The sequence below is a fragment of the Klebsiella sp. S69 genome (assembly GCF_016516145.1).
In the GTDB taxonomy this organism is placed as follows: Bacteria; Pseudomonadota; Gammaproteobacteria; order Enterobacterales; family Enterobacteriaceae; genus Klebsiella; species Klebsiella oxytoca.
In genome coordinates this window covers 117,233-137,319 of record NZ_JACVUU010000004.1, presented here as the reverse complement: position 1 = coordinate 137,319, position 20,087 = coordinate 117,233, and the positions used below count along the sequence as shown (strand labels likewise).

At 56.3% G+C, this 20,087-nt stretch carries 19 protein-coding genes; 7 read left to right on the top strand and 12 right to left on the bottom strand.

Translation table 11 applies throughout. The features are described 5' to 3' along the window. On the bottom strand, nucleotides 1–282 hold the full coding sequence (locus IAE27_RS06045) for a YcgL domain-containing protein (protein ID WP_004103262.1): 282 nt from the start codon (nucleotides 280–282) through the stop codon (nucleotides 1–3). A gap of 126 nt (nucleotides 283–408) precedes the next feature. Here IAE27_RS06045 and minC point away from each other — a divergent pair, with 126 nt between their 5' ends. Genes minC through minE form a run of 3 tightly spaced genes read left to right on the top strand, consistent with a single transcriptional unit; the run spans nucleotide 409 to nucleotide 2,216 of the window. Beyond that, on the top strand, nucleotides 409–1,107 hold the full coding sequence (gene minC / locus IAE27_RS06040) for a septum site-determining protein MinC (RefSeq protein ID WP_004103264.1): 699 nt from the start codon (nucleotides 409–411) through the stop codon (nucleotides 1,105–1,107). Nucleotides 1,108–1,130: 23 nt separating this feature from the next. Continuing rightward, the gene (gene minD / locus IAE27_RS06035) at nucleotides 1,131–1,943 is read left to right on the top strand and encodes a septum site-determining protein MinD (RefSeq protein ID WP_004103267.1); all 813 of its coding nucleotides are present in this window, start codon (nucleotides 1,131–1,133) and stop codon (nucleotides 1,941–1,943) included. Between the two features lie 3 nt (nucleotides 1,944–1,946). After that, complete coding sequence (minE, locus tag IAE27_RS06030) at nucleotides 1,947–2,216, top strand: cell division topological specificity factor MinE (RefSeq protein WP_004103270.1); 270 nt, start codon at nucleotides 1,947–1,949, stop codon at nucleotides 2,214–2,216. A 64-nt stretch (nucleotides 2,217–2,280) separates the two neighbouring features. On the opposite strand, the gene rnd is transcribed toward minE, so the two are convergent. The 5 genes from rnd to IAE27_RS06005 all read right to left on the bottom strand — a co-directional run bounded on the left by rnd (nucleotide 2,281) and on the right by IAE27_RS06005 (nucleotide 8,673). Further along, nucleotides 2,281–3,396, bottom strand: coding sequence for a ribonuclease D (rnd, locus tag IAE27_RS06025; protein WP_162098340.1), 1,116 nt, complete (start codon nucleotides 3,394–3,396; stop codon nucleotides 2,281–2,283). 81 nt (nucleotides 3,397–3,477) lie between these two features. Further along, a complete protein-coding gene (gene fadD / locus IAE27_RS06020; RefSeq protein ID WP_085955773.1) occupies nucleotides 3,478–5,163 on the bottom strand; it encodes a long-chain-fatty-acid--CoA ligase FadD in 1,686 nt (561 codons plus the stop codon). 208 nt (nucleotides 5,164–5,371) lie between these two features. Beyond that, nucleotides 5,372–5,956 carry a Slp family lipoprotein gene (locus IAE27_RS06015; protein ID WP_004103275.1) on the bottom strand — a complete coding sequence of 195 codons (585 nt, stop codon included), beginning with the start codon at nucleotides 5,954–5,956 and terminating at the stop codon, nucleotides 5,372–5,374. A 43-nt stretch (nucleotides 5,957–5,999) separates the two neighbouring features. Next, complete coding sequence (gene tsaB / locus IAE27_RS06010) at nucleotides 6,000–6,695, bottom strand: tRNA (adenosine(37)-N6)-threonylcarbamoyltransferase complex dimerization subunit type 1 TsaB (protein WP_004103277.1); 696 nt, start codon at nucleotides 6,693–6,695, stop codon at nucleotides 6,000–6,002. 67 nt (nucleotides 6,696–6,762) lie between these two features. Further along, complete coding sequence (locus IAE27_RS06005; RefSeq protein ID WP_200092132.1) at nucleotides 6,763–8,673, bottom strand: ATP-dependent DNA helicase; 1,911 nt, start codon at nucleotides 8,671–8,673, stop codon at nucleotides 6,763–6,765. Between the two features lie 132 nt (nucleotides 8,674–8,805). On the opposite strand from IAE27_RS06005, the gene IAE27_RS06000 reads away from it, so the two are divergent. Further along, nucleotides 8,806–9,150, top strand: coding sequence for a RidA family protein (locus tag IAE27_RS06000; protein WP_004113724.1), 345 nt, complete (start codon nucleotides 8,806–8,808; stop codon nucleotides 9,148–9,150). Nucleotides 9,151–9,320: 170 nt separating this feature from the next. Here the strand turns inward: IAE27_RS06000 and IAE27_RS05995 are convergent, their stop codons facing one another. The 5 genes from IAE27_RS05995 to IAE27_RS05975 are packed head-to-tail and all read right to left on the bottom strand — an operon-like array spanning nucleotide 9,321 to nucleotide 14,664. Then, the gene (locus IAE27_RS05995) at nucleotides 9,321–10,460 is read right to left on the bottom strand and encodes an alginate lyase family protein (RefSeq protein ID WP_053065080.1); all 1,140 of its coding nucleotides are present in this window, start codon (nucleotides 10,458–10,460) and stop codon (nucleotides 9,321–9,323) included. Nucleotides 10,461–10,467: 7 nt separating this feature from the next. Then, nucleotides 10,468–11,562 carry an ABC transporter ATP-binding protein gene (locus IAE27_RS05990; RefSeq protein WP_200092130.1) on the bottom strand — a complete coding sequence of 365 codons (1,095 nt, stop codon included), beginning with the start codon at nucleotides 11,560–11,562 and terminating at the stop codon, nucleotides 10,468–10,470. 10 nt (nucleotides 11,563–11,572) lie between these two features. Beyond that, the gene (locus tag IAE27_RS05985; protein WP_004103286.1) at nucleotides 11,573–12,412 is read right to left on the bottom strand and encodes a carbohydrate ABC transporter permease; all 840 of its coding nucleotides are present in this window, start codon (nucleotides 12,410–12,412) and stop codon (nucleotides 11,573–11,575) included. 9 nt (nucleotides 12,413–12,421) lie between these two features. Beyond that, nucleotides 12,422–13,363, bottom strand: a complete 942-nt coding sequence (locus IAE27_RS05980) for a carbohydrate ABC transporter permease (RefSeq protein WP_227685239.1) — start codon at nucleotides 13,361–13,363, stop codon at nucleotides 12,422–12,424. An 11-nt stretch (nucleotides 13,364–13,374) separates the two neighbouring features. Further along, complete coding sequence (locus IAE27_RS05975) at nucleotides 13,375–14,664, bottom strand: ABC transporter substrate-binding protein (RefSeq protein ID WP_154022462.1); 1,290 nt, start codon at nucleotides 14,662–14,664, stop codon at nucleotides 13,375–13,377. A 526-nt stretch (nucleotides 14,665–15,190) separates the two neighbouring features. Here IAE27_RS05975 and IAE27_RS05970 point away from each other — a divergent pair. After that, nucleotides 15,191–16,429: an alginate lyase family protein gene (locus IAE27_RS05970; protein WP_200092128.1), complete on the top strand. Its 1,239-nt coding sequence runs from the start codon at nucleotides 15,191–15,193 to the stop codon at nucleotides 16,427–16,429. Next, complete coding sequence (locus IAE27_RS05965) at nucleotides 16,429–18,441, top strand: heparinase II/III family protein (protein WP_023329843.1); 2,013 nt, start codon at nucleotides 16,429–16,431, stop codon at nucleotides 18,439–18,441. Before IAE27_RS05970 ends, IAE27_RS05965 begins: the two co-directional genes overlap by 1 nt. A gap of 17 nt (nucleotides 18,442–18,458) precedes the next feature. Here the strand turns inward: IAE27_RS05965 and IAE27_RS05960 are convergent, their stop codons facing one another. Next, nucleotides 18,459–18,638: a YoaH family protein gene (locus tag IAE27_RS05960; protein ID WP_004103292.1), complete on the bottom strand. Its 180-nt coding sequence runs from the start codon at nucleotides 18,636–18,638 to the stop codon at nucleotides 18,459–18,461. Nucleotides 18,639–18,728: 90 nt separating this feature from the next. Here IAE27_RS05960 and pabB point away from each other — a divergent pair, with 90 nt between their 5' ends. Then, nucleotides 18,729–20,084, top strand: coding sequence for an aminodeoxychorismate synthase component 1 (gene pabB, locus IAE27_RS05955; protein ID WP_026055907.1), 1,356 nt, complete (start codon nucleotides 18,729–18,731; stop codon nucleotides 20,082–20,084). Nucleotides 20,085–20,087: the final 3 nt, after the last annotated feature.

Genomic DNA, 20,087 nt, shown 5'->3' with positions numbered 1-20,087 from the left:
TTAATCAGATTTATTCCCCTGTTCCGCCAGGTGTTTCTTGAGTAAATTTTCAGACGGAGGAGGCAGCTGAAGGTAATAGCCCTGATCGGTGAGCGCCTGTTTCACTTTCTCCAAATCGGCGTGAATGAGTTTTTTTCGTCCATCGAGCGGTAGAATCATTGCCAGTTTGGGCGTACCGAAGCTATACATTAATTCGTCAGGAACGCGGGAGAAATCGTCCTTTTTTTCGACATATAAATAGGTTTGCTCGCGTTTAGTACTTCGATAGATCACACAAAACATAGTTTTACTCGGAATTAGACCTGTGGTCACTTGCCTCAATATATGAGTGACTATAACATGCCTTTTAGTCTTCGGAATATCACCGCACTTCAGCGAGTGATAAACAGCAAATTGAGTAAGGCCAGGATGTCAAATACGCCAATCGAACTTAAGGGCAGTAGCTTCACCTTATCTGTGGTTCATTTGCACGATGCAAATCCCGAGGTTATTCGTCAGGCGTTAGAAGACAAAATCGCCCAGGCTCCCGCCTTTTTACGGCACGCTCCCGTGGTGGTGAATATCAGCAGCATTGAAGATGACGTCGACTGGCGCCCTCTGCATGAGGCGATCGCGGCTACCGGCCTGCGTATTATGGGCGTAAGCGGATGTAAACTTCCCCGGCTGAAAACGGAAATTGACCGCGCCGGGATCCCTTTATTAACCGAAGGGAAAGAAAAAGTGACTCGCCAGGCTGCGCCTGAACCCGTTGCCCCACCTCCAGCTGTTAATCAGATCACAAAAACGCGTTTGATTGATCAGCCGGTACGTTCCGGTCAGCGAATTTATGCGCCACACTGTGATCTAATTGTTACAAACCATGTGAGTGCCGGAGCTGAACTTATCGCCGATGGTAACATCCATGTATATGGCATGATGCGGGGACGCGCGCTTGCTGGCGCAGGCGGCGACAGAGACGCCCAAATATTTTGTACCAACCTCTCGGCGGAACTGGTTTCCATCGCGGGGGAATACTGGCTGAGTGATAACATTCCGGCCGAATTTTATGGCAAAGCGGCCCGTCTACGTTTAGACGACAGCGCTTTGACGATTCAATCGTTGAATTAATCCCTTTTTAACAAGGAATTTCTATGGCACGCATTATTGTTGTGACTTCGGGTAAAGGAGGCGTTGGCAAGACCACCTCCAGCGCGGCCATCGCTACTGGTTTGGCCCAGAAGGGAAAGAAAACGGTCGTTATCGACTTCGACATCGGCCTGCGTAACCTTGACCTGATCATGGGCTGTGAACGCCGGGTCGTTTATGATTTCGTCAACGTCATCCAGGGCGATGCCACGTTGAACCAGGCGCTTATTAAAGATAAGCGTACGGAGAATCTCTATATTCTCCCGGCCTCCCAGACGCGTGACAAAGACGCCCTGACCCGCGAAGGCGTAGACAAAGTTCTCGAAGAACTGAAAAAAATGGATTTTGATTTTATCGTCTGTGACTCCCCTGCAGGCATCGAAACCGGTGCGCTGATGGCGCTGTATTTTGCTGATGAAGCCATCATCACCACCAACCCGGAAGTCTCCTCCGTTCGCGACTCCGACCGTATCCTTGGTATCCTGGCCTCCAAATCCCGTCGCGCGGAAAGGGGCGAAGATCCAATTAAAGAGCACCTGCTGCTGACGCGCTATAACCCAGGCCGCGTAAACAAGGGTGACATGCTGAGCATGGAAGACGTGCTGGAAATTCTGCGCATCAATCTGGTGGGCGTGATTCCGGAAGATCAGTCCGTGCTGCGCGCGTCAAACCAGGGCGAGCCGGTGATTCTGGATGACGCCTCGGACGCGGGTAAAGCCTATGCCGATACGGTTGAACGTCTGCTCGGAGAAGAACGCCCTTTCCGCTTCGTAGAAGAAGAGAAGAAAGGTTTCCTCAAACGCCTGTTCGGAGGATAAATTATGGCATTACTCGACTTTTTTCTCTCGCGGAAAAAGAACACGGCCAATATTGCGAAAGAGCGCCTGCAAATTATCGTCGCGGAGCGCCGTCGCGGCGACGCTGAACCGCACTATCTTCCGCAGTTGCGTAAAGACATTCTTGAGGTGATTTGCAAATACGTGCAAATCGACCCGGAGATGGTCAGCGTACAGCTGGAGCAGAGAGACGGTGATATTTCGATTCTGGAGCTGAACGTGACCCTGCCGGAAACTGAAGAGTCGAAGCCCTGAGCCTGAGGTATAAAAAAACCGGCAACGCTGTGCGCAGCCGGTTTTTTCACTATGCCGATCGGCGCTAACGCGGGTAGTCGCTTAATAGCGCATTCAGGCGATCGGCCATCAATTCACCGCGCCAGCCGGAAACCAGTTCAGGCTGCCCGTTGCCGTTTTTTAGCCCCCAGTGCCAGTTCAGCAGCTGATTAATCTGTCTCCTTGAAGCCAGCAGCTCCGCGCTCACGCCCTTCTCGGCGCTTACGGTCTGAACTAACGCTTTGATATCCTTAAACAGCTTGCGGTAACCGGGCATGTCGATCAGATTTTGCAGCGGCTCTGGCAGCGCCTCTTCCGGCAGCGCCTGCGCCTTCTCGACGAGGGCGATCAGCGTCTTACCGTGGAAACGAATCTCGCTGCCCGAGAGTCCGAGGCTGTCAAGTTCCCCCAGGCTGGTGGGCATATAGCGCGCCACGTTCCACAAATGCTCTTCACGGATAACAAAGTTGACCGCCAGGTCGCGTTCGCGCGCTTTACGCAGCCGCCACTCCGCCAGCAGCTGCAGGCAGCCCAGCTGACGAGTGCGCAGCTGCCAGGCATTACCAATGTCGCGCCACGCCTCGGCAGGATCCTGAATCTCCTGACGACGCTGCTGCATCAGCTGGCATTCATCCAGGGCGGCGGAAAGCCAGCCCGCGCTGTCGGTTTCAGCCATCAGCTTTCCGGCAATCGGCAGCAGGTACCAGACGTCGGCGGCGGCATAAACGCACTGGCGTTCGGTCAGCGGGCGCGCCAGCCAGTCGGTACGAGATTCGCTCTTGTCCAGCGCAACGCCGGTATACTCTTCTACCATCGACGCAAAGCCCCAGGACATCGGACGACCGCAAAAAGCGGCAAGAATTTGCGTGTCGATCAGCGGCTGAGGCATCAAATGAAAGGCATTAAGAAATACTTCCAGATCTTCACTGCCAGCATGTAAAAATTTGGTCACATCTTTATTCAGCAGCAGTTCACGCATCGGTTCCCAGTCGGTGATAACCAGAGGGTCAATCAGCGAGACCTGGTTGCCGTCGAACAGCTGGAGCAGACCGAGCTGCGGGTAGTAGGTACGAGTACGGACAAATTCCGTATCCAGCGCGATGGCAGAAACCGCGCTTGCCGCTTCACAGACGGCGCGAAGGCCATCGTTGGTGGTGATCATCTGATAGTTCAAATCATACTCTCTTAACTTGCGCCCATAAAAAACGCCGGCTTAGCCGGCGTCTGGCGATTCACTCTTAGCTCAGGCTTTATTGTCTACTTTAGCACGGGCTTCGTCACGCAGTTCTCGACGTAAAATTTTCCCGACGTTGGATTTCGGCAGCTCATCGCGAAACTCAACCAGCTTCGGAACCTTGTAGCCGGTCAGCTGGCGACGGCAGAAAGCGATCAGCATCTCTTCCGTCAGCGTCGGCTCTTTCTTCACCACGAAAATTTTCACCGCCTCACCGCTGCTTCCGGACGGTACGCCAACCGCAGCAACCTCCTGAACCCCGGAATGCTGCATTACCACATCCTCGATTTCATTCGGATAGACGTTGAAGCCCGAGACAAGGATCATATCTTTTTTGCGATCGACGATACGCAGGAAGCCCTCGTCATCCATCACCGCGATATCGCCGGTATGCAGCCAGCCGTCCTTAATGATTTCAGCGGTAGCATCAGGGCGCTGCCAGTAGCCCAGCATCACCTGTGGCCCTTTCACGCACAGCTCCCCCGGCTCTCCCGGCGCAACTTCATTATCGTCATCATCCACCAGCTTCGCTTCGGTGGACGGCACTGGTAGGCCAATACTGCCGCTGTGATAGTCGATATCGTGCGGATTGACGCTCACCAACGGCGCGCACTCCGTCAGGCCATAGCCTTCCAGAAGATACTGCCCGGTCAGCTTAACCCAGCGCTCCGCAACGACCTGCTGTACCGGCATTCCGCCGCCGGCGGAGAGATGCAGTGAAGAGAAGTCGAGCTGCTGAAACTCTTTGTTGTTAAGCAGCGCGTTAAACAGGGTATTGACTCCGGTCATCGCGGTGAAGGGATATTTCGCCAGCTCTTTGACCAGGCCTGGGATGTCGCGCGGGTTGGTGATCAGCAGGTTTTGCCCGCCCAGTTCAATGAACAACAGGCAGTTCATGGTCAGCGCAAAGATGTGATACAGCGGTAGCGCGGTAACAACCAGCTCTTTGCCGCGATGCAACAGCGGCCCGTAGGTACCGTTCACCTGCTCAAGGTTCGCCAGCATATTGCGATGGGTCAGCATTGCCCCTTTCGCCACGCCGGTTGTGCCGCCGGTATATTGAAGAAAAGCGAGATCCTGAGAGACGATTTCCGGCTTAATGTACTGCATACGGTAACCGTGCTGCAGCGCGCTGCGAAACGAGATGGCGTCCGGCAGATGGTATTTTGGCACCAGCCGTTTAATGTACTTCACCACAAAGTTAACCAGCGTCCCTTTCGCCGTGGAAAGCTGATCGCCCATGCGGGTTAAAATCACGTGCTTGACCTGGGTTTTATCAACCACCTTTTCCAGGGTATGCGCAAAGTTGGAAACGATCACAATGGCGGCGGCGCCGCTGTCGTTAAGCTGATGTTCCAGTTCGCGCGGGGTATAAAGCGGATTGACGTTCACGACAATCATGCCAGCGCGCAGGATACCAAACAGCGCCACCGGATACTGCAGCAGATTAGGCATCATCAGCGCGACACGGTCGCCTTTTTGCAGGCCTAACCCTTCCTGAAGATAAGCGGCGAACGCGCGGCTGCGCTCCTCCAGCTTGCGGTAGGTCATCACCTCGCCCATGTTAATAAAGGCCGGCTGGTCAGCATAGCGGCGGACGGCGTGTTCAAACAGTTCAACCAGGGATTGATAGCGGTCAGGGTTTATCTCCGCAGGAACGTCTGCGGGATAACGGTTTAGCCAAACCTTTTTCACTGCATCACCTCTGAAATAGTTATTCGTCGTCATCACAGCCCCTGATCAACAAACATTTTGTTAACATTATATTAACTCAGCGTACCAGTTTATTAATTAGGCGTTTTACAGGTTGCGAAGCGCGTCACTATTTATTTTTCTTATTTGACTGAAAACGAAGAAACAGCGGACCAGCCGCTGTTTCTTTGAACTTACAAAAACTACAAAATCATTCAGTTACAACGTTTCTGACTTCGGCAGGACCGGGATTATACCAGCCCCAGCCGCCGTATCCGTAGCCCCACGGGCGCGGGCCGAACATCCACGGGTCCATCATCGGCTGCGGCGGCATGACCACCTGCTGGACAACGTTCCAGCGCTTGTAGCCCGTAGCGTTCATCAGCATGAATTTATACGGCGTATTGCCGACTTTACCGTCGACGACGCCGACGATCGGGCCAACCACGGTGACCAGCTGCCCGCGAAAATCCACCGGGTCGATAAAACCGTTTACGTCGGCAAAGATACGACCTCGCGACGGCTCGCCCAGCTCCGGACGCGCGGCGCCGTCAAGCTGAACGGTGGCAATTTCCAGGCGGGTTTTACCCTGCTGATTCTGCACGCTGACGACCTTCCCGCCAAAGCGCGCTTCCTGACCGACATACAGCTGCGGCGCGTTCATCACGCGAACTAAATCCTGCTGCGGCGTCGGGGTGGTGCCCTTAATGGCATCCGGTACCGAAGCGCACCCGCTCAGCGCAGCAACCACTGCTGCCGCGACTAACCAACGCACTACCGTTTTTTGACCCGCCATGACGCGACTCCTTCCTTCTTCTCAGACATATAGTTACTGAGATTCACTCGCGGCCAGGAAGTTTCTTCCACGCCACTTCATTGCGTAAATAAACTGGTTCAGCGTGTTCAACGGCCACGGTTTTTCCCACCGTAAACAGATGGCAAGCCAGCGGCAGCATATCCTGCGCGTCAGGAAGCTCAATTTCGCCGTCGGCAAGCGTTAAGCCGCAGCCGGTAGCCATATCCGGCCACGCCTGCCAGCCGGTGCCGACGGTAGCCCACTCGCCCTCCAGCTGCTGCAGACGCTCGCGAACCGCTTCCGGCTTCAGCACCGCTTCACTCTCTTCGCCGTGCCAGACGCCCTGTTCATCGCGCTGATATTCCGCCCAGTAAACTTCGCCCATTCTGGCGTCGATGGCGGCCAGCACGCGGGTGGCGCCGGTTTTTCGCCATGCGCCCTGCGCCATGGTTGCCAGCGTGGACACGCCGATCATCGGCAGCTCGGCCCCCAGCGCCAGCCCCTGTGCAATCCCGATACCAATGCGCACGCCGGTGAAGCTGCCCGGCCCACGGCCAAAGGCCAGCGCGTCAAGCTCGGTTAATAGCGTGCCGCTTTCATTGAGGACATCCTGCACCAGAGGCAGGATACGTTGGGTATGTTCGCGGGGGCAGATTTCAAAATGAGCACTGAGGGTGCCATCATTCCACAGCGCCGCGGAGCAGGCCTCCGTGGCGGTATCGATAGCTAAAATTCGCATGGGTTGTCGCGCTCTCGCTCTAGCAGATTGACAAAATGGCGCGCAGCTTACCACATTTTGCGCCGGATTACCTCGCCGACGGTACCGCAAGAAAACGCACCGCCCGACGGATATCGCGCGTGCGCGGCGCAGGCGGAAGGCTCGCGAGGAAGACGGCGCCATAGGGGCGCATAACCAAACGGTTGTCGCAGATAACCAGGACCCCGCGATCGTCGATGTCGCGAATCAGACGCCCCACGCCCTGTTTGAGGGTGATGACCGCGTCCGGTAGCTGGACCTCATCAAAAGGATCGCCGCCGCGCAGGCGACAATCCTCCATCCGCGCTTTCAGCAGCGGATCGTCCGGCGAGGTGAACGGCAGCTTGTCGATAATCACCAGAGAAAGCGCATCGCCGCGCACGTCCACCCCTTCCCAGAAGCTACTGGTCGCCACCAGCAGCGCATTTCCGGCGCTGACGAATTGCTGTAAAAGCTGGCCTTTGCTGGTTTCTCCCTGCAGGAGAACCGGCAGCGTCATGGTGGCGCGAAACTGTTCCGCCAGGTCGCGCATCATGGCGTGCGAAGTGCAGAGCATAAAGCAGCGCCCGTCGTTGGCTTCAATCAGCGGTTTGAGCATCGCCGCCAGATGTCGCGCGGCGCCGGGCTGGTTCGGTAACGGCAAATTGCGCGGCACGCACAGCAGCGCCTGGTGGGCATAATCGAAGGGGCTGGGGAGCAGCAGCGTTTGCGCGTCGCCTATGCCCAGACGATCGGTAAAGTGGTGCAAATCGTCATTGACCGATAGCGTCGCCGAGGTGAAGATCCAGCTCCCGGACTTTTGCGCCATCACCTCTTTAAACTTATCCGCCACCGTCAGCGGGGTCAGCGCCAGGGTGAAGTTGCGGGAAGTACACTCATACCAGTAGCTAAAGCCGGGCTGATTGGTCTCTTTTAACCGCTTCAGGCGGCCTCGGTATACGGTGGCCCGCTCAAAAGCGGCATCGAGCAGCGCCGAGCGGCCCAGCGACAGCTTTGCCACGTCGTAACAGAGTTCGAGCGCATCATCAAGCAGCAGCAGCGCGCGCTGAATATTGTTATCCGCCAGCAGCTCGCGCAGGTTGCCGCGATAGCCGGGCTCCCCCAGCTGCAGACGAAAATCCTGCGTGCTCTGGGCCAGGCGATCGGCGCACTTCTGCAGCTGCTGGGTGTCTTTAAGTTCGGTGCGATAAGCAATGGTGATATCTTTCGCCAGGTCCATCAGCTGGCGGCTGGAGAGCGACTGGCCGAAGTACTGACTGGCAATATCCGGCAGCTGATGCGCTTCATCGAAGATCATCACTTCCGCTTCCGGAATCAGTTCGGCAAAGCCGCTCTCTTTGACCACCATATCGGCGAGGAACAGATGATGATTGACGACGACCACGTCAGCATCCATCGCCTTTTTCCGCGCTTTCACCACAAAACAGTCTTTATAAAAGGGGCAGTCGCTGCCGAGGCAGTTATCGTTGGTACTGGTGACCAGCGGCCAGGCCTGGGAATCTTCGGCCACGCTAACGCAGGTGCTGATATCGCCATCGACGGTCTGGTTAGACCACGAGCGCAGCAGAATGACATCGCTGAGGGTTTGCACCGGCAGGTCGCCACCGGCGAGCGCCTGCTGTTCCAGACGCTCCAGGCACAGGTAGTTCGAACGCCCTTTCAGCAGGGCCAGTTTACCGGTGAAGTTCAGCGCTTTAGCGACAGTGGGTAAATCCCGACTGTAGAGCTGATCCTGTAACGCTTTCGAGCCGGTGGAAATAATGACTTTCTTGTTGGCGCGTAGCGCAGGCGCCAGGTAGGCGTAGGTTTTCCCGGTCCCGGTGCCCGCCTCCACCACCAGCGGACGAGTTTCTTCAATTGCACTGGCGACGGCGAAAGCCATCTGGCGCTGCGGCTCGCGCGGCTTAAATCCGGCAATCGCGCTGGCCAGCTGGCCGTCTGCTGCAAAATCGTCGATCACATTACCCCCTGGTTATTTGGACAGTGATTATGTCAGGGTGGAGGGGTTTTCGCCAGTGCAGGTAGTGACGCAGATGAAACATTATGGCAGTCTTGCCGCAGCTTAATGAACCGGAACAGAGAGGAAATAAACATGACCATTACGCGTATTGATGCCGAAGCCCGCTGGTCTGATGTGGTGATTCATAACCAGACGCTGTACTACACCGGCGTACCGTCCAACCTCGATGCCGATGCCTGCGCGCAAACCGCTGATACTCTGGCGCAGATCGATGCGGTGCTGGAGAAACAGGGCAGCAGCAAATCACGTATTCTTGATGCGACTATTTTCCTCGCCGACGGTGCAGACTTTGCAGCGATGAATCAGGCCTGGGATGCATGGGTCGTCGCCGGTCATGCGCCGGTACGCTGTACCGTACAGGCGAAACTGATGAATCCGAAGTATAAAGTCGAGATAAAAATCATCGCCGCAGTGTAAGACAGCCGAGGCCCCGTAGCCCGGGCAAGCGTAGCGCCGCCCGGGAAGAAGCCGCGCCAAAGCCGCTATCCGGCGCATTCCCCGGATAGCGGCGTAAACGCCTTATCGGGCTACATATCAGCCAGGCCGACCAGGCACAGCGCCGTCGGGAGGCAAGAAGCATTGTTCTATCAGCCCGGACACCACATCAGTTGCTCCTTTAACTGTAAGGTCTCCTGGGGCACACACTTCAGCGCATCACGATAGCTGGCAGACTGCTTTGCATAACCCCGCACTGACTGCAGCAGTACGCGCAGCGCGCTATCCCACACGATCCCCTGCAGATCGCTGTACGGCCAGAGCTCCGGCTCGCGAATAAACGGCACCAGATAGTCGATGCCCTGCTTCACCCCTCGCCCGTCGCGGATGGTGTTCCAGCGATCGAACTCAACGTGTTCGGCGTAGCGGTTGAGCAGCAGATGCGCCTCCAGGTTAAATAGCGAATAGTGGAACGGGATGGTGCGTTCCAGCTCCATCGTTTGTCGGCCATCCTGGTCAATCTGCGCCGCCATACGCTGGGTAATTCCCTGCTCAATGATCCGCGCCGCCAGCCCTTTATCGCCATAGAATAACGCGTTAACCGTCCGCTGGGCGTCGTACCAGGTGCCGTGGTTATTGTGCCAGACGTACTCTGAGTGGCCGATTTCGCTGTAGTACATCCAGTGGTTAAAGTCGCGGAACCACTGGTGCAGGCCGATAATATCATCGGTATCAAGCACGCTCGCCGTGTTGATCAGGCCAATGGTATCCACCACCATCCACATTAAGCGAGTATCGATAAGCCCGGTGCCGCGACCGGATACAATCCCCGGGATCGCCTGGCCGTAGTTCAGATGCGGATTCATCCGCGTGTCGGCATCCAGGAACCAGCAGCGTATTTGCGTAGCCGCGGCCTGCGCATACTGCCGCTGGCCGGTAAAGTACCATGCCAGCCCCAGGGTCAGGCACCGTTCGCACATGCGGATAATGCGCGAGGTGTCCGTATCGTTGTTTTCACATTGCGGATTGATATGCCCGTCGCGACGAATATAGGGCAGCCCGTTGGGCCGCCGCGGATTCGGCCACCAGTAGGTACCCAGACTGTAGTAATCGTGCGCGTCGCCGCTGGCCGGGCGCAGCTTTTTATGCACCACGCTTTCCGGCGCCTCTCGACGCAGAATGTCGGCCTCCGACACCAGCTTGCTTAACGCCAGCTGCAGCGGCGAGAACGGCTGCTTTAAGCCCGCCCGGGCGTTTTCCAGGCAGGTTTCGTCAAGGGTGTACAGCTTCATCGCCACCTTAGTTTTCCTCCCGGCACGCTATGCGCTGGCCGCTTTGTCCATCGAACAGGTGCACGCCGGAGAGCTTCGGCTGCAGCCAGATCTTATCGCCCTCTTTTACAGCCAGACGCTGTTTGAACACCGAGGTAAACGCTCCGCCGCCGGTATCGCAGAAGAGCTGCATATCCGAGCCGGTGTTCTCCACCGCCGTCACCTTCGCCGCCAGCGCATCGTCGCGCGCTTCGTGGACGACGTTGACCTGCTCAGGGCGAATGGCGTACACCACCTGCTGACCGTCGGCCACCTGAAGGCCAGCGGGCAAAGCCAGCAGCGAGCCATCTTTCAGACGCAGGCTGGTGGCGCTGCCGTTCAAAACCACGACGCCCGACAGCTGATTAATCTCCGGCGAACCGATAAAACCAGCGACGAACAGATTCGCCGGCCGGTCGTACAACTCCAGCGGCGTCCCCGCCTGCTCAATGCGCCCATCGCGCAGCACCACGATCATCTGCCCCATGGTCATGGCTTCAATCTGATCGTGGGTGACGTACACCGAGGTGGTTTTCAGCCGGCGATGCAGCTCGCGAATTTCGCCGCGCACCTGGGTTCGCAGCTTGGCGTCGAGGTTGGAGAGCGGTTCGTCAAACAAAAACACCTGCGGCTTACGCACGATCGCCCGCCCCATCTCCACCCGCTGGCGCTGGCCGCCCGAGAGATCCTTCGGCAAGCGCTCCAGTAGCGGTTCAAGCCCCAGCAGCGCAGCGGCTTCATTAACCTTCTGATTAATCTCCGCTTTCGGCAGGCGCGCCATCTTCAGGGCAAAACCCATATTTTCACGCACCGTCATCTGCGGGTAGAGCGCATAGCTCTGAAACACCATCGCAATATCGCGCAGCTTCGGTTCTACCTCGGTAACGTTGCGCTCGTTAATATGCACCTCGCCGCCAGAGATCTCCTCCAGGCCGGCGATCATGCGCAGCAGGGTTGATTTCCCACAGCCGCTGGGGCCAACGAGAACGCAGAATTCACCGTCCGGGATAGTCAGCGACACGTCTTTAATGACGTGCGCATCACCATACGATTTACGCACGCTATTCAGTACAACAGATCCCATTGGTCACTCCTTATCCTTTGACTGCGCCGGACATAATCCCGCGGTTGAAATGTTTTTGCAGACCCAGATAGACGATGATGCTGGGCAGCATCGCCAGCAGCGTAATCGCGATAAAAATGTTCGGCGTGATGCTCTCATCGGTACGCAGCGTGCCGAGGATCACCGGAATAGTATTCAGGCTGTCCTGGTTAACCACAATCAGCGGCAGCAGGTACTGGTCCCAAATCATAATGAAGCCGAACGTCACTACCGTACCGAGCGCCGGTTTCACCAGCGGCAGAATCACATGGAAGAAAATCTGCCATTCGTTGGCGCCGTCTATCCGCGCCGCCTCTTCCAGCTCTTTCGGTATCGCCGACATAAATTCGGTCAGGACAAAGATGGAGAAAGCCCAGCCAACCACCGGCAAAATCATCCCGAGGTAGCTGTTGTAGAGCGAGGCATCGATCAGCGGCAGTCGCCAGTTAATAATCATGTACAGCGGAATGGCGATGACCTCTTCCGGCAGCATCATGGTGGACAAAATCACCAGGCTCACCAGCGCCACGCCGCGAAACTTTTTCCGCGCCAGGGCATACGCCGCCAGCGCGCTGACCGACACTTGTAGAACGGTGCCGAAGAACACCACCAGGATAGAGTTCAGCAGGTACTGCCAGACGCCGATATCCATCCACGCAAAGATGAAGTTTTCCAGCGAGAACTGATTCGGCCAGGCCAGCAGCTCGCCCGGCTTCACCGGCGCACCGCTGAAGGCCGTGGCCACGATGCCCCAGAACGGCCCGACGAAGACAATCAGCAGCAGCGCGTAAATGCACCAGCGCCCTGCTGTATCCCAACGTTTACTTAACATCGCGGCTCCTTAGTAACGTGCGATACGTTTTTTCAGCGTCAGATGACAGAGGGTTAATACAACCGTGAAGGTGAACAGCAGAAACGACACCGCCGAGGCGTAGCCATAATCAAACTGCTCAAAACCCAGTTTGTAGATGTGGGTCATCACCATTTCCGTGGCGTTAGACGGCCCTCCGCCGGTGGTGGCGTACACCTCGGCGAACACGCGGAAACCGCGGATAAAGGAGAGCATCAGCACCACCGAAAGCGCCGGGATCATGCCGGGCAGCGTGACGTAGCGCAGACGGTTCCACCAGCTGGCGCCGTCGACGTTCGCCGCATCGTATAAATCGCGGCTGATCCCCGCCAGACCGGCAATAAAAATCACCATGTTGTAGGGCACCGCTTTCCAGATATGCAGCAGCATGATGACCCCCAGCGCCTGATCGGAGCTGGCAAGGAAGCCCTGATCGGCGACGCCAAACCAGCTGAGGATGTGGTTAACCACGCCATTGGGCGTCGGGTTGAACAAAATGCGCCACATTTCAGCGACGATTGCCGCACTGGTGACCGCGGGTAAAAAGATGGCGGTTCGAATAAAGCGCAGATGGCGCGCCGGGCCTTCCAGCAGCATGGCGAGGAAGAAGGCCAGGATAGCCGCGGCGAACATCGTTACCACCACGTACAGCAAAGTGTTCACCACCGCCGCATGCAGCTCTGAGTCTGCAAAAGCGCGGGTGAAGTTATCGAGTCCTACCCACTCGTTCGGCTGATTAAAGTTGACCTTGTAAAAGCTCATCACCAGACCCTGAATCATCGGGATAAACTTAAACCAGCTGAAAATAATCAGCGTAGGCGCCAAAAATAGCCACGGGATCAGCGCCCGCTTACGCTTTGCACTCAGCCATCCGGTTGAGTCAGGCGAAGCGGCCTGCTTTATCGGCGAGGACTTCGTCTCATGCAGCGTCATCACTTGTGTCCTCAGTTAGCCAGCACGTTTTGTTTTTTCAGCTCAGCGTTCACCTTGCCGTCGATAGTTTTCAGCTCAGCGGCGATATCGCTGCTGCAGTCGGCAAAAATTCGGTTAAAACCGTCGGCAGCCACCTGGCGCACCGGCGTCCAGTTAGGAATTTGCGGCACGTAGCGTCCCTGCTCGTTATAGAGCCGGGCGAAGGTTTCCCAGCGCGCGTCCTGATAAACGTCCTTAACGTCGACGTTCTTATTCACCGGCAGGCGCACCACCGGTATATGCTGGCTGCCTTTACCCATGCCGATCTCCTGGCCTTCCGGCGAGATCATGAATTCGATAAATTTACGCGCCGCCTCTTTCTGTTTACTGCTCTTCATCATAAAGACCGTGGTGCCCTCCGCGAGAGTCGCTTCGCCTTTTGGCCCAGCCACCGGAACCACTTCAAAGTTGTCTTTACCGGGATCTTTATCGAACAGCGCGATATGGTACGGGCCGCTAAAGAACATGCCGCTTTGCCCTGAGCGGAAGGATGGAATAACGTCGGCGGTGGTGGCGTTAATCGCCCCCGGCTGGGTGACTTTTTCGCACATCATGGTGCGCATAAAGGTCATCGCCTGAGCCACTTCCGGCGTATTGAGCGAGGCGCTGAACTTTCCGCTCTCTTCTTTAACGAAATCACCGCCCGCCTGCCAGATAAAGCTGCTCATAAACCAGCTGGCGTAGCCGCGTGTCGTGGAGGCGGGAACGATAAAGCCGTAGGTATCATTTTTGCCGTTGCCGTCGGGATCCTGGGTAGTGAAGGCTTTCGCCAGGGTCTGGATATCATCCCAGCTCTTAGGCTGCGGCAGCCCCAGTTTTGCACGCCAGTCTTTGCGTACAAACAGCGCGAAGGTTTGCGCTGAAGTCGGTACGCCGTAGTATTTGCCGTCGATATAGCGGGTACTTTTCCAGGCCGTCGGGAATAGCTGGTCGCCGCCGGCGATCGCTTGCGGGTCAATTTCTTCGGCAATACCCAGCTGGATAAACTGCCCCAGCGAAGCCGCATCGTTAAAAATCAGATCGGGTAAGGCGTTGCCCGCCGTGGCGCGCGCCAGCCGCTGTTCAAAGTCGGTAGTGGCGTTGAAATACGCGATTTTGATACCGGTTGATTCTTCAAATTTTTCCGCTTCCTGTTTGTAGATATTTTTCGAGTCGTTGCTGGCGCGGATCCAAACGTTGAGGGTGGTAGCCGCATAGCTTTGGCTAACGCCGAGCCCGAGTGCGGTGAGAAGTAATAGTGAACGTAATTTATTGGCAGACATGATGGCATATCCTTTATTGTAGGGCACAAAGGTAATTAAATTCTTAATTAATACACAGCAAGGTATTTGAATATCGCTAAGACGTTAATAAAGCAGACGTAAGAAATATTTCCCTTCATTAGATAGAAATGTATTTCCCAATACAACCACACTAAAAAGAAATCACGTTTCAAAAATCAAAAAATAGAAGCAGATCACATCAAGAAGTGACAAAAAAGGTGACACAAATAAAATATCGAATAATATCAATAAATTATAAATTTACTGATTTTGTTAAAACATTCAAAAAATCTGGAAAAAGGCGAAATTGTGTGACGGCGGCAGCATTAAAAACGCCATTATTTATCCATGACAATAAGTTTGATGGATATCACAAAAAAAATCACTTTGTCTTTTACACTGCACGCCATCGAATATTCAAATAGTTCGCCTTTAATTAAACCGCCTGTTTTATGCGTCATTAAAATACGCGACAGGTATAATTCTGTTGTTATCTTTTCTCATATTATGCAGAAGGGTTATCACTATGATCTCAATACCTCGCCGAGGTTTGTTAGGCATTGCGCTGTTTTGTTCCGGCCTTAGCGCCTCCTCATATGCCGCTGAGCCGTACACGCTCGACGGAAAGGATTTAACCTTTAGCCGCCAGCAGATTGCCGCGAAAGATCCGCTATTCGTGCAGGCGCAAGCGGCTTTGCAAAAAAAAGCCGATCTGGCGCTCAAGCATCCGCTGTTCTCGGTGATGGATAAAACCCTGGTCGCCGCCAGCGGCGATAAGCACGACTACTATAGTTTCCCTCCCTACTGGTGGCCGAACCCTGATACGAAAGACGGACTGCCCTATATTCGTAAGGATGGGCAAACCAACCCGGATGCCAATAGCGATGCCACCGATAAAAACCGCCTGGTGAAGATGAGTAACGACGTATCAACCCTTGCGCTGGCGTGGTACTTCACCCAGGACAATCGCTACGCGCAGAAGGCGGCGGCCCAGTTGAAGAGCTGGTTTATCGATCCACAAACGCGCATGAATCCCAACCTGCAATATGCCCAGGCCATTCCCGGCATTAATACCGGACGCGGTATCGGCATTATTGATAGCCGCGCGCTGGTAGAGGTGGTGGATGCTATCGCCCTGCTGCAATCCTCAGAGGCGCTGAACGAAAACGACGTTAGCGCATTAAAGCAGTGGTTTGGCGAGTATTACCAGTGGATGACCACCAGCCAGAACGGTTTCGAAGAAGATAACTGGCACAACAACCACGGCAGCTATTTTGATATGCAGGCCGCGACCTTCGCCCTGTTTAGCGGTAAAACTGACGAGACGAAACAGCGCCTGTACATCACCCAACTGCGACGAATTGCCGGGCAATTCGACATTGAAGGCCGCCAGATGGGCGAGCTGGAGCGCACGCGTCCGTGGCACTACAGCAATTTCAACCTTGAAGCCTATAACCGACTGGGTCGTCTGGGCGAGAAGGCGGGCGTCGATATCTGGAACTTCACCCTCGACGACCATAGCCTGCGCAAAGGCTATCAATACATCGCCGGGTTTATTAACAGCGATACGCCATGGCCCTGGAAAGACCTTGATAAGATGGACGACAAGAAAGCGCTGCGCAATATGGCCACCGCCGCGCATGCCTGGCCGGAAGATTCCCTGTTCCGCGCAAAAGCGCAATGGTTAAGAGCGAAATATCCCGACGATATCACCACGCTCATTGTTCCGCTTTCCCCATCGTCAGAGGTCAGGGATAACCGCTAATGAAACAATTTTCTGGACTCTGGCCCGACATTGCCAGACGTGCAGCCGGCGATAGCGGTCTGCTTGAACGGCTGGTGCAGGAAGCGCAACCGCAGCTTGACGCGACGGCGCTCATTCCACAAACGGGGATCGCCAGCTGGAACCTCTACTATTTTTGCCCCCATCACGGCGTGCGGCTGACGTGGCGGGCGGATATGCCTCATCGCCACGCCTGCCCGGTTGATGGCGAAATTTTCAGCGGTGAGCCGTGGGACGGCGCATGGTGGCGAGAAATGAACGGTCGTAACGCCAGCGCCTGTCAGCAGCTTGGTCTGATATGGCGGCTGACCGGCGAAACGGCGTATCGCGATAAAGTTCGCACGCTGCTGATGGGTTACGCTGACGTCTATCCCGGCTATCAAATTCACGGTGATATTCCCAACAACGGACCGGGGAAGATGAACGCCCAGACGCTGTGCGAAGCCAACTGTATTCTGGAGATGGCGCTGGGTTATGACTTTATTCGCGACGGCTTAACCTCCGCCGAAGAGCGGCATATTCGCGACAACCTGCTGCGCTGCGCGGCAACGTTTCTACGCGAGCACCGCACTGCGCAGATTCATAATCACGAAGTCAAAATTAGCGCGGCACTTGGCGTTCTCGGTTTCGTTCTCGAAGATGAGAGCCTGCTGGAATTCGCCGTTAACCAGCCTTACGGCCTGCGCTGGCAGCTGGAAAAGGGCCTGCTGGCGGAGGGGCTATGGTTTGAAGGTTCGATTCACTACCACTACTACGCGCTGCAGGGCTTTTTTGCCTTTGAAAAACTGGCGCGCGGCACTCGCTGGAGCCTGCTGGATGGCCCCTGGTATCAGCCGATGCTGAAGTTCCCGCTGTCGCTGCTGCTGCCGGACGGAACCTTCCCTCGCCTCAACGACTGCCTCGCCGGACAAGAAAAGCTGCGACACCGGGATCTGTACGAATTCGCCTGGTTTATCTGGCGTGACCCGCTCTACGCCGCCGTGCTGCAGTTTATTGAAACGGAACCTGATGTCCGCGAGACCTTGCTGTGGCGCAACCAGCCGCTGCCTGAAACGACGCAGGCGCTCATTCCTCAGCAATCGCTGTTTGCGCCAGGGGCGGGGCTCACTCTCTGGCGGCGCCCGCAGCAGGCGCTGCTGATAAAGCACAGTCCCTGGGGCGGCGAACACGATCATTACGACAGGCTGGGGCTGATGCTCTGGCATCACGACGGCTGGCTGCTCCCGGATATGGGCACAACCGGCTACGGCGCGAAAATGCACTACGACTACTACAAAAACAGCGCCACCCATAATACGCTTTCCGTCAATCAGACCAACCAGCCTCCGGCCAATCCGCAGGTATCAGGCTGGCATATGGATAGCGACGCTCTGTGGCTGGACAGCGAGGTTGACTGGGGCAAGCCGCCGCCGGAGCTAGACAGTCATAGCCGCGTCGAGTGGGACGCGACGGCCTGGCGAGATGTGCGCTTTCGCCGTCGCCTGCTATGGCTTGAAGAGGTGCTGATCGATCTCTCTACCGTAGAGAACCCACATCGCCAGCAGCTCGACTGGACTTTGCACCTGGCGGCGCAGGCGCTGGATCAGAGCGGCACGCCGCAGCCCTTTTCGCTCAGCGGACCGCTGCGGCATATGGCCAATGCAACCATGGCGCCGCTGAACGGCTGCCAGCCGCGCCACTTTGCGCGCGACGGCGATACCGTTGCGCTCTGGCTTTCCGGTGATGGTGAACTCTGGCAGGGAGTGGCGCCCGATAACCCGGCGACTCACGATCTCAGCTATCTGGTCATACGCAGTCACCTGCCGCAGGCGCGTTTTGTCTGCCTGTGGGATTTTGCCAACAGCGCACCGCTGACGGAAGTGCAAGTGAATCATACGCCAGTCGGGACGCAAATTACCTTCTGGCGCGGCGAGCGCGTGACGCACGTGACGCTTTACGACGCCCCCGGGAAACGACCCGATGCGATCTTTCCTTTCGCGGAAAGCGGCACCTGATCTCAACTGGGGAGAGTTTACTCGTCTTCATCCTCAAAGCGCGCCACAATCCGATCGCCGGTATGGGAGGCGCGCAGTTCATCGGCCACTAAAGCAATAGCCTGGCCGCTGCTCATGCCCTGGGACATCAGCTCCTGAATTCTTTCCACTGCTTTTTGCTGTTGCTCGTGGCTCAGCGAAGGTAAACCTGCAAACATGACTGACTCCTGCTACATTGTGGGGCGTAATTATTTCACGCCGTCCTCTCGTATACCAGCGGGCGGTAACGATCAGGATTGAAGAAGACGATGTTGTCCCCCGCTATGATTTCCCTGCCCTGGCGTCCGGATGCCGCTGAATACTATTTTAGCTCCTTAAGTTCCCGGCCCTGGGCGATGCTGCTGCATTCCGGCTTTGCCGAACATCCGCATAATCGTTTTGATATTGTTGTCGCCCAGCCGCGCGCCACGCTGGTAACGCGTGGTCAAACGACCGTCATCAACGAGGGGGAAACCGTCATCACCTCTGACGCCGATCCGCTTACGCTCGTGCATCAGCAGCTGGCGCGCTTCAACCTGCATCCGCAGCCTCATCCGCATCTGCCGTTTCTCGGCGGCGCGCTGGGGCTGTTCGGCTACGATCTGGGCCGCCGCTTTGAATCTCTGCCGTCACGAGCGGATGCGGATATCGCGCTGCCGGATATGGCGGTGGGGATCTACGACTGGGCATTGATCGTCGATCACCAGCGTCGGGAGGTGTCGTTATTCAGCTATGACGATCCGCAGGCGCGCCTGACGTGGCTGGAAGCTCAGGCTGAGCCTGTCGCCGAAACCTTTACCCTGACCTCAGCGTGGCGCTCAAATATGAGCCGCGAAGAGTATGGCGAGAAGTTTCGCCAGATCCAGGCCTGGCTGCACAGCGGCGACTGCTATCAGGTCAACCTGGCGCAGCGGTTTACGGCAAGCTATCGTGGGGATGAGTGGCAGGCCTTCCGTCAGCTTAACCGCGCCAATCGCGCGCCGTTCAGCGCCTTTATTCGCCTGGATGAAGGGGCAGTATTAAGCCTGTCGCCCGAGCGCTTTATTCAGCTCCGGCAAGGCGAAATTCAAACCAGGCCGATTAAGGGGACGCTCCCCCGGCTGACCGACCCTGAGCAGGACGCGCTGCAGGCGCAAAAGCTGGCGAACTCGCCAAAAGACCGCGCCGAAAACCTGATGATCGTCGATTTAATGCGCAATGATATTGGCCGGGTTGCCGCTCCCGGTAGCGTCCGGGTGCCCGAACTGTTTGTGGTGGAGCCCTTCCCTGCCGTGCATCACCTGGTGAGCACCGTGACCGCCAGATTGCCTTCCCATCTGCACGCCGCCGACCTGCTGCGCGCGGCCTTTCCCGGTGGCTCAATTACCGGAGCGCCGAAGGTCAGAGCGATGGAGATCATCGATGAGCTGGAGCCGCAGCGGCGCAATGCGTGGTGCGGCAGCATCGGATATCTCAGCTTCTGCGGCAATATGGATACCAGCATTACCATCCGTACGCTGACGGCCTGGCAGGGGCAGCTTTACTGCTCCGCCGGAGGCGGGATTGTCGCCGATAGCAATGAAGCAGCGGAATATCAGGAAACTTTTGATAAAGTTAATCGTATCCTGCAGCAACTGGAGAGCTAGCAC

Excerpts from the sequence above, each read along its gene's own strand:
- IAE27_RS05960 (WP_004103292.1), bottom strand. The coding sequence starts at position 18,638 with ATGTTTGCAGGTTTACCTTCGCTGAGCCACGAGCAACAGCAAAAAGCA.
- IAE27_RS06015 (WP_004103275.1), bottom strand. The coding sequence starts at position 5,956 with ATGGCGGGTCAAAAAACGGTAGTGCGTTGGTTAGTCGCGGCAGCAGTG.
- IAE27_RS06045 (WP_004103262.1), bottom strand. The coding sequence starts at position 282 with ATGTTTTGTGTGATCTATCGAAGTACTAAACGCGAGCAAACCTATTTA.
- IAE27_RS05975 (WP_154022462.1), bottom strand. The coding sequence starts at position 14,664 with ATGTCTGCCAATAAATTACGTTCACTATTACTTCTCACCGCACTCGGG.
- minC (WP_004103264.1), top strand. The coding sequence starts at position 409 with ATGTCAAATACGCCAATCGAACTTAAGGGCAGTAGCTTCACCTTATCT.
- IAE27_RS05965 (WP_023329843.1), top strand. The coding sequence starts at position 16,429 with ATGAAACAATTTTCTGGACTCTGGCCCGACATTGCCAGACGTGCAGCC.
- IAE27_RS06000 (WP_004113724.1), top strand. The coding sequence starts at position 8,806 with ATGACCATTACGCGTATTGATGCCGAAGCCCGCTGGTCTGATGTGGTG.
- IAE27_RS05970 (WP_200092128.1), top strand. The coding sequence starts at position 15,191 with ATGATCTCAATACCTCGCCGAGGTTTGTTAGGCATTGCGCTGTTTTGT.
- IAE27_RS05995 (WP_053065080.1), bottom strand. The coding sequence starts at position 10,460 with ATGAAGCTGTACACCCTTGACGAAACCTGCCTGGAAAACGCCCGGGCG.
- minD (WP_004103267.1), top strand. The coding sequence starts at position 1,131 with ATGGCACGCATTATTGTTGTGACTTCGGGTAAAGGAGGCGTTGGCAAG.
- IAE27_RS05990 (WP_200092130.1), bottom strand. The coding sequence starts at position 11,562 with ATGGGATCTGTTGTACTGAATAGCGTGCGTAAATCGTATGGTGATGCG.
- tsaB (WP_004103277.1), bottom strand. The coding sequence starts at position 6,695 with ATGCGAATTTTAGCTATCGATACCGCCACGGAGGCCTGCTCCGCGGCG.
- pabB (WP_026055907.1), top strand. The coding sequence starts at position 18,729 with ATGTTGTCCCCCGCTATGATTTCCCTGCCCTGGCGTCCGGATGCCGCT.
- minE (WP_004103270.1), top strand. The coding sequence starts at position 1,947 with ATGGCATTACTCGACTTTTTTCTCTCGCGGAAAAAGAACACGGCCAAT.
- IAE27_RS05985 (WP_004103286.1), bottom strand. The coding sequence starts at position 12,412 with ATGTTAAGTAAACGTTGGGATACAGCAGGGCGCTGGTGCATTTACGCG.
- IAE27_RS05980 (WP_227685239.1), bottom strand. The coding sequence starts at position 13,363 with ATGACGCTGCATGAGACGAAGTCCTCGCCGATAAAGCAGGCCGCTTCG.
- rnd (WP_162098340.1), bottom strand. The coding sequence starts at position 3,396 with ATGATCACCACCAACGATGGCCTTCGCGCCGTCTGTGAAGCGGCAAGC.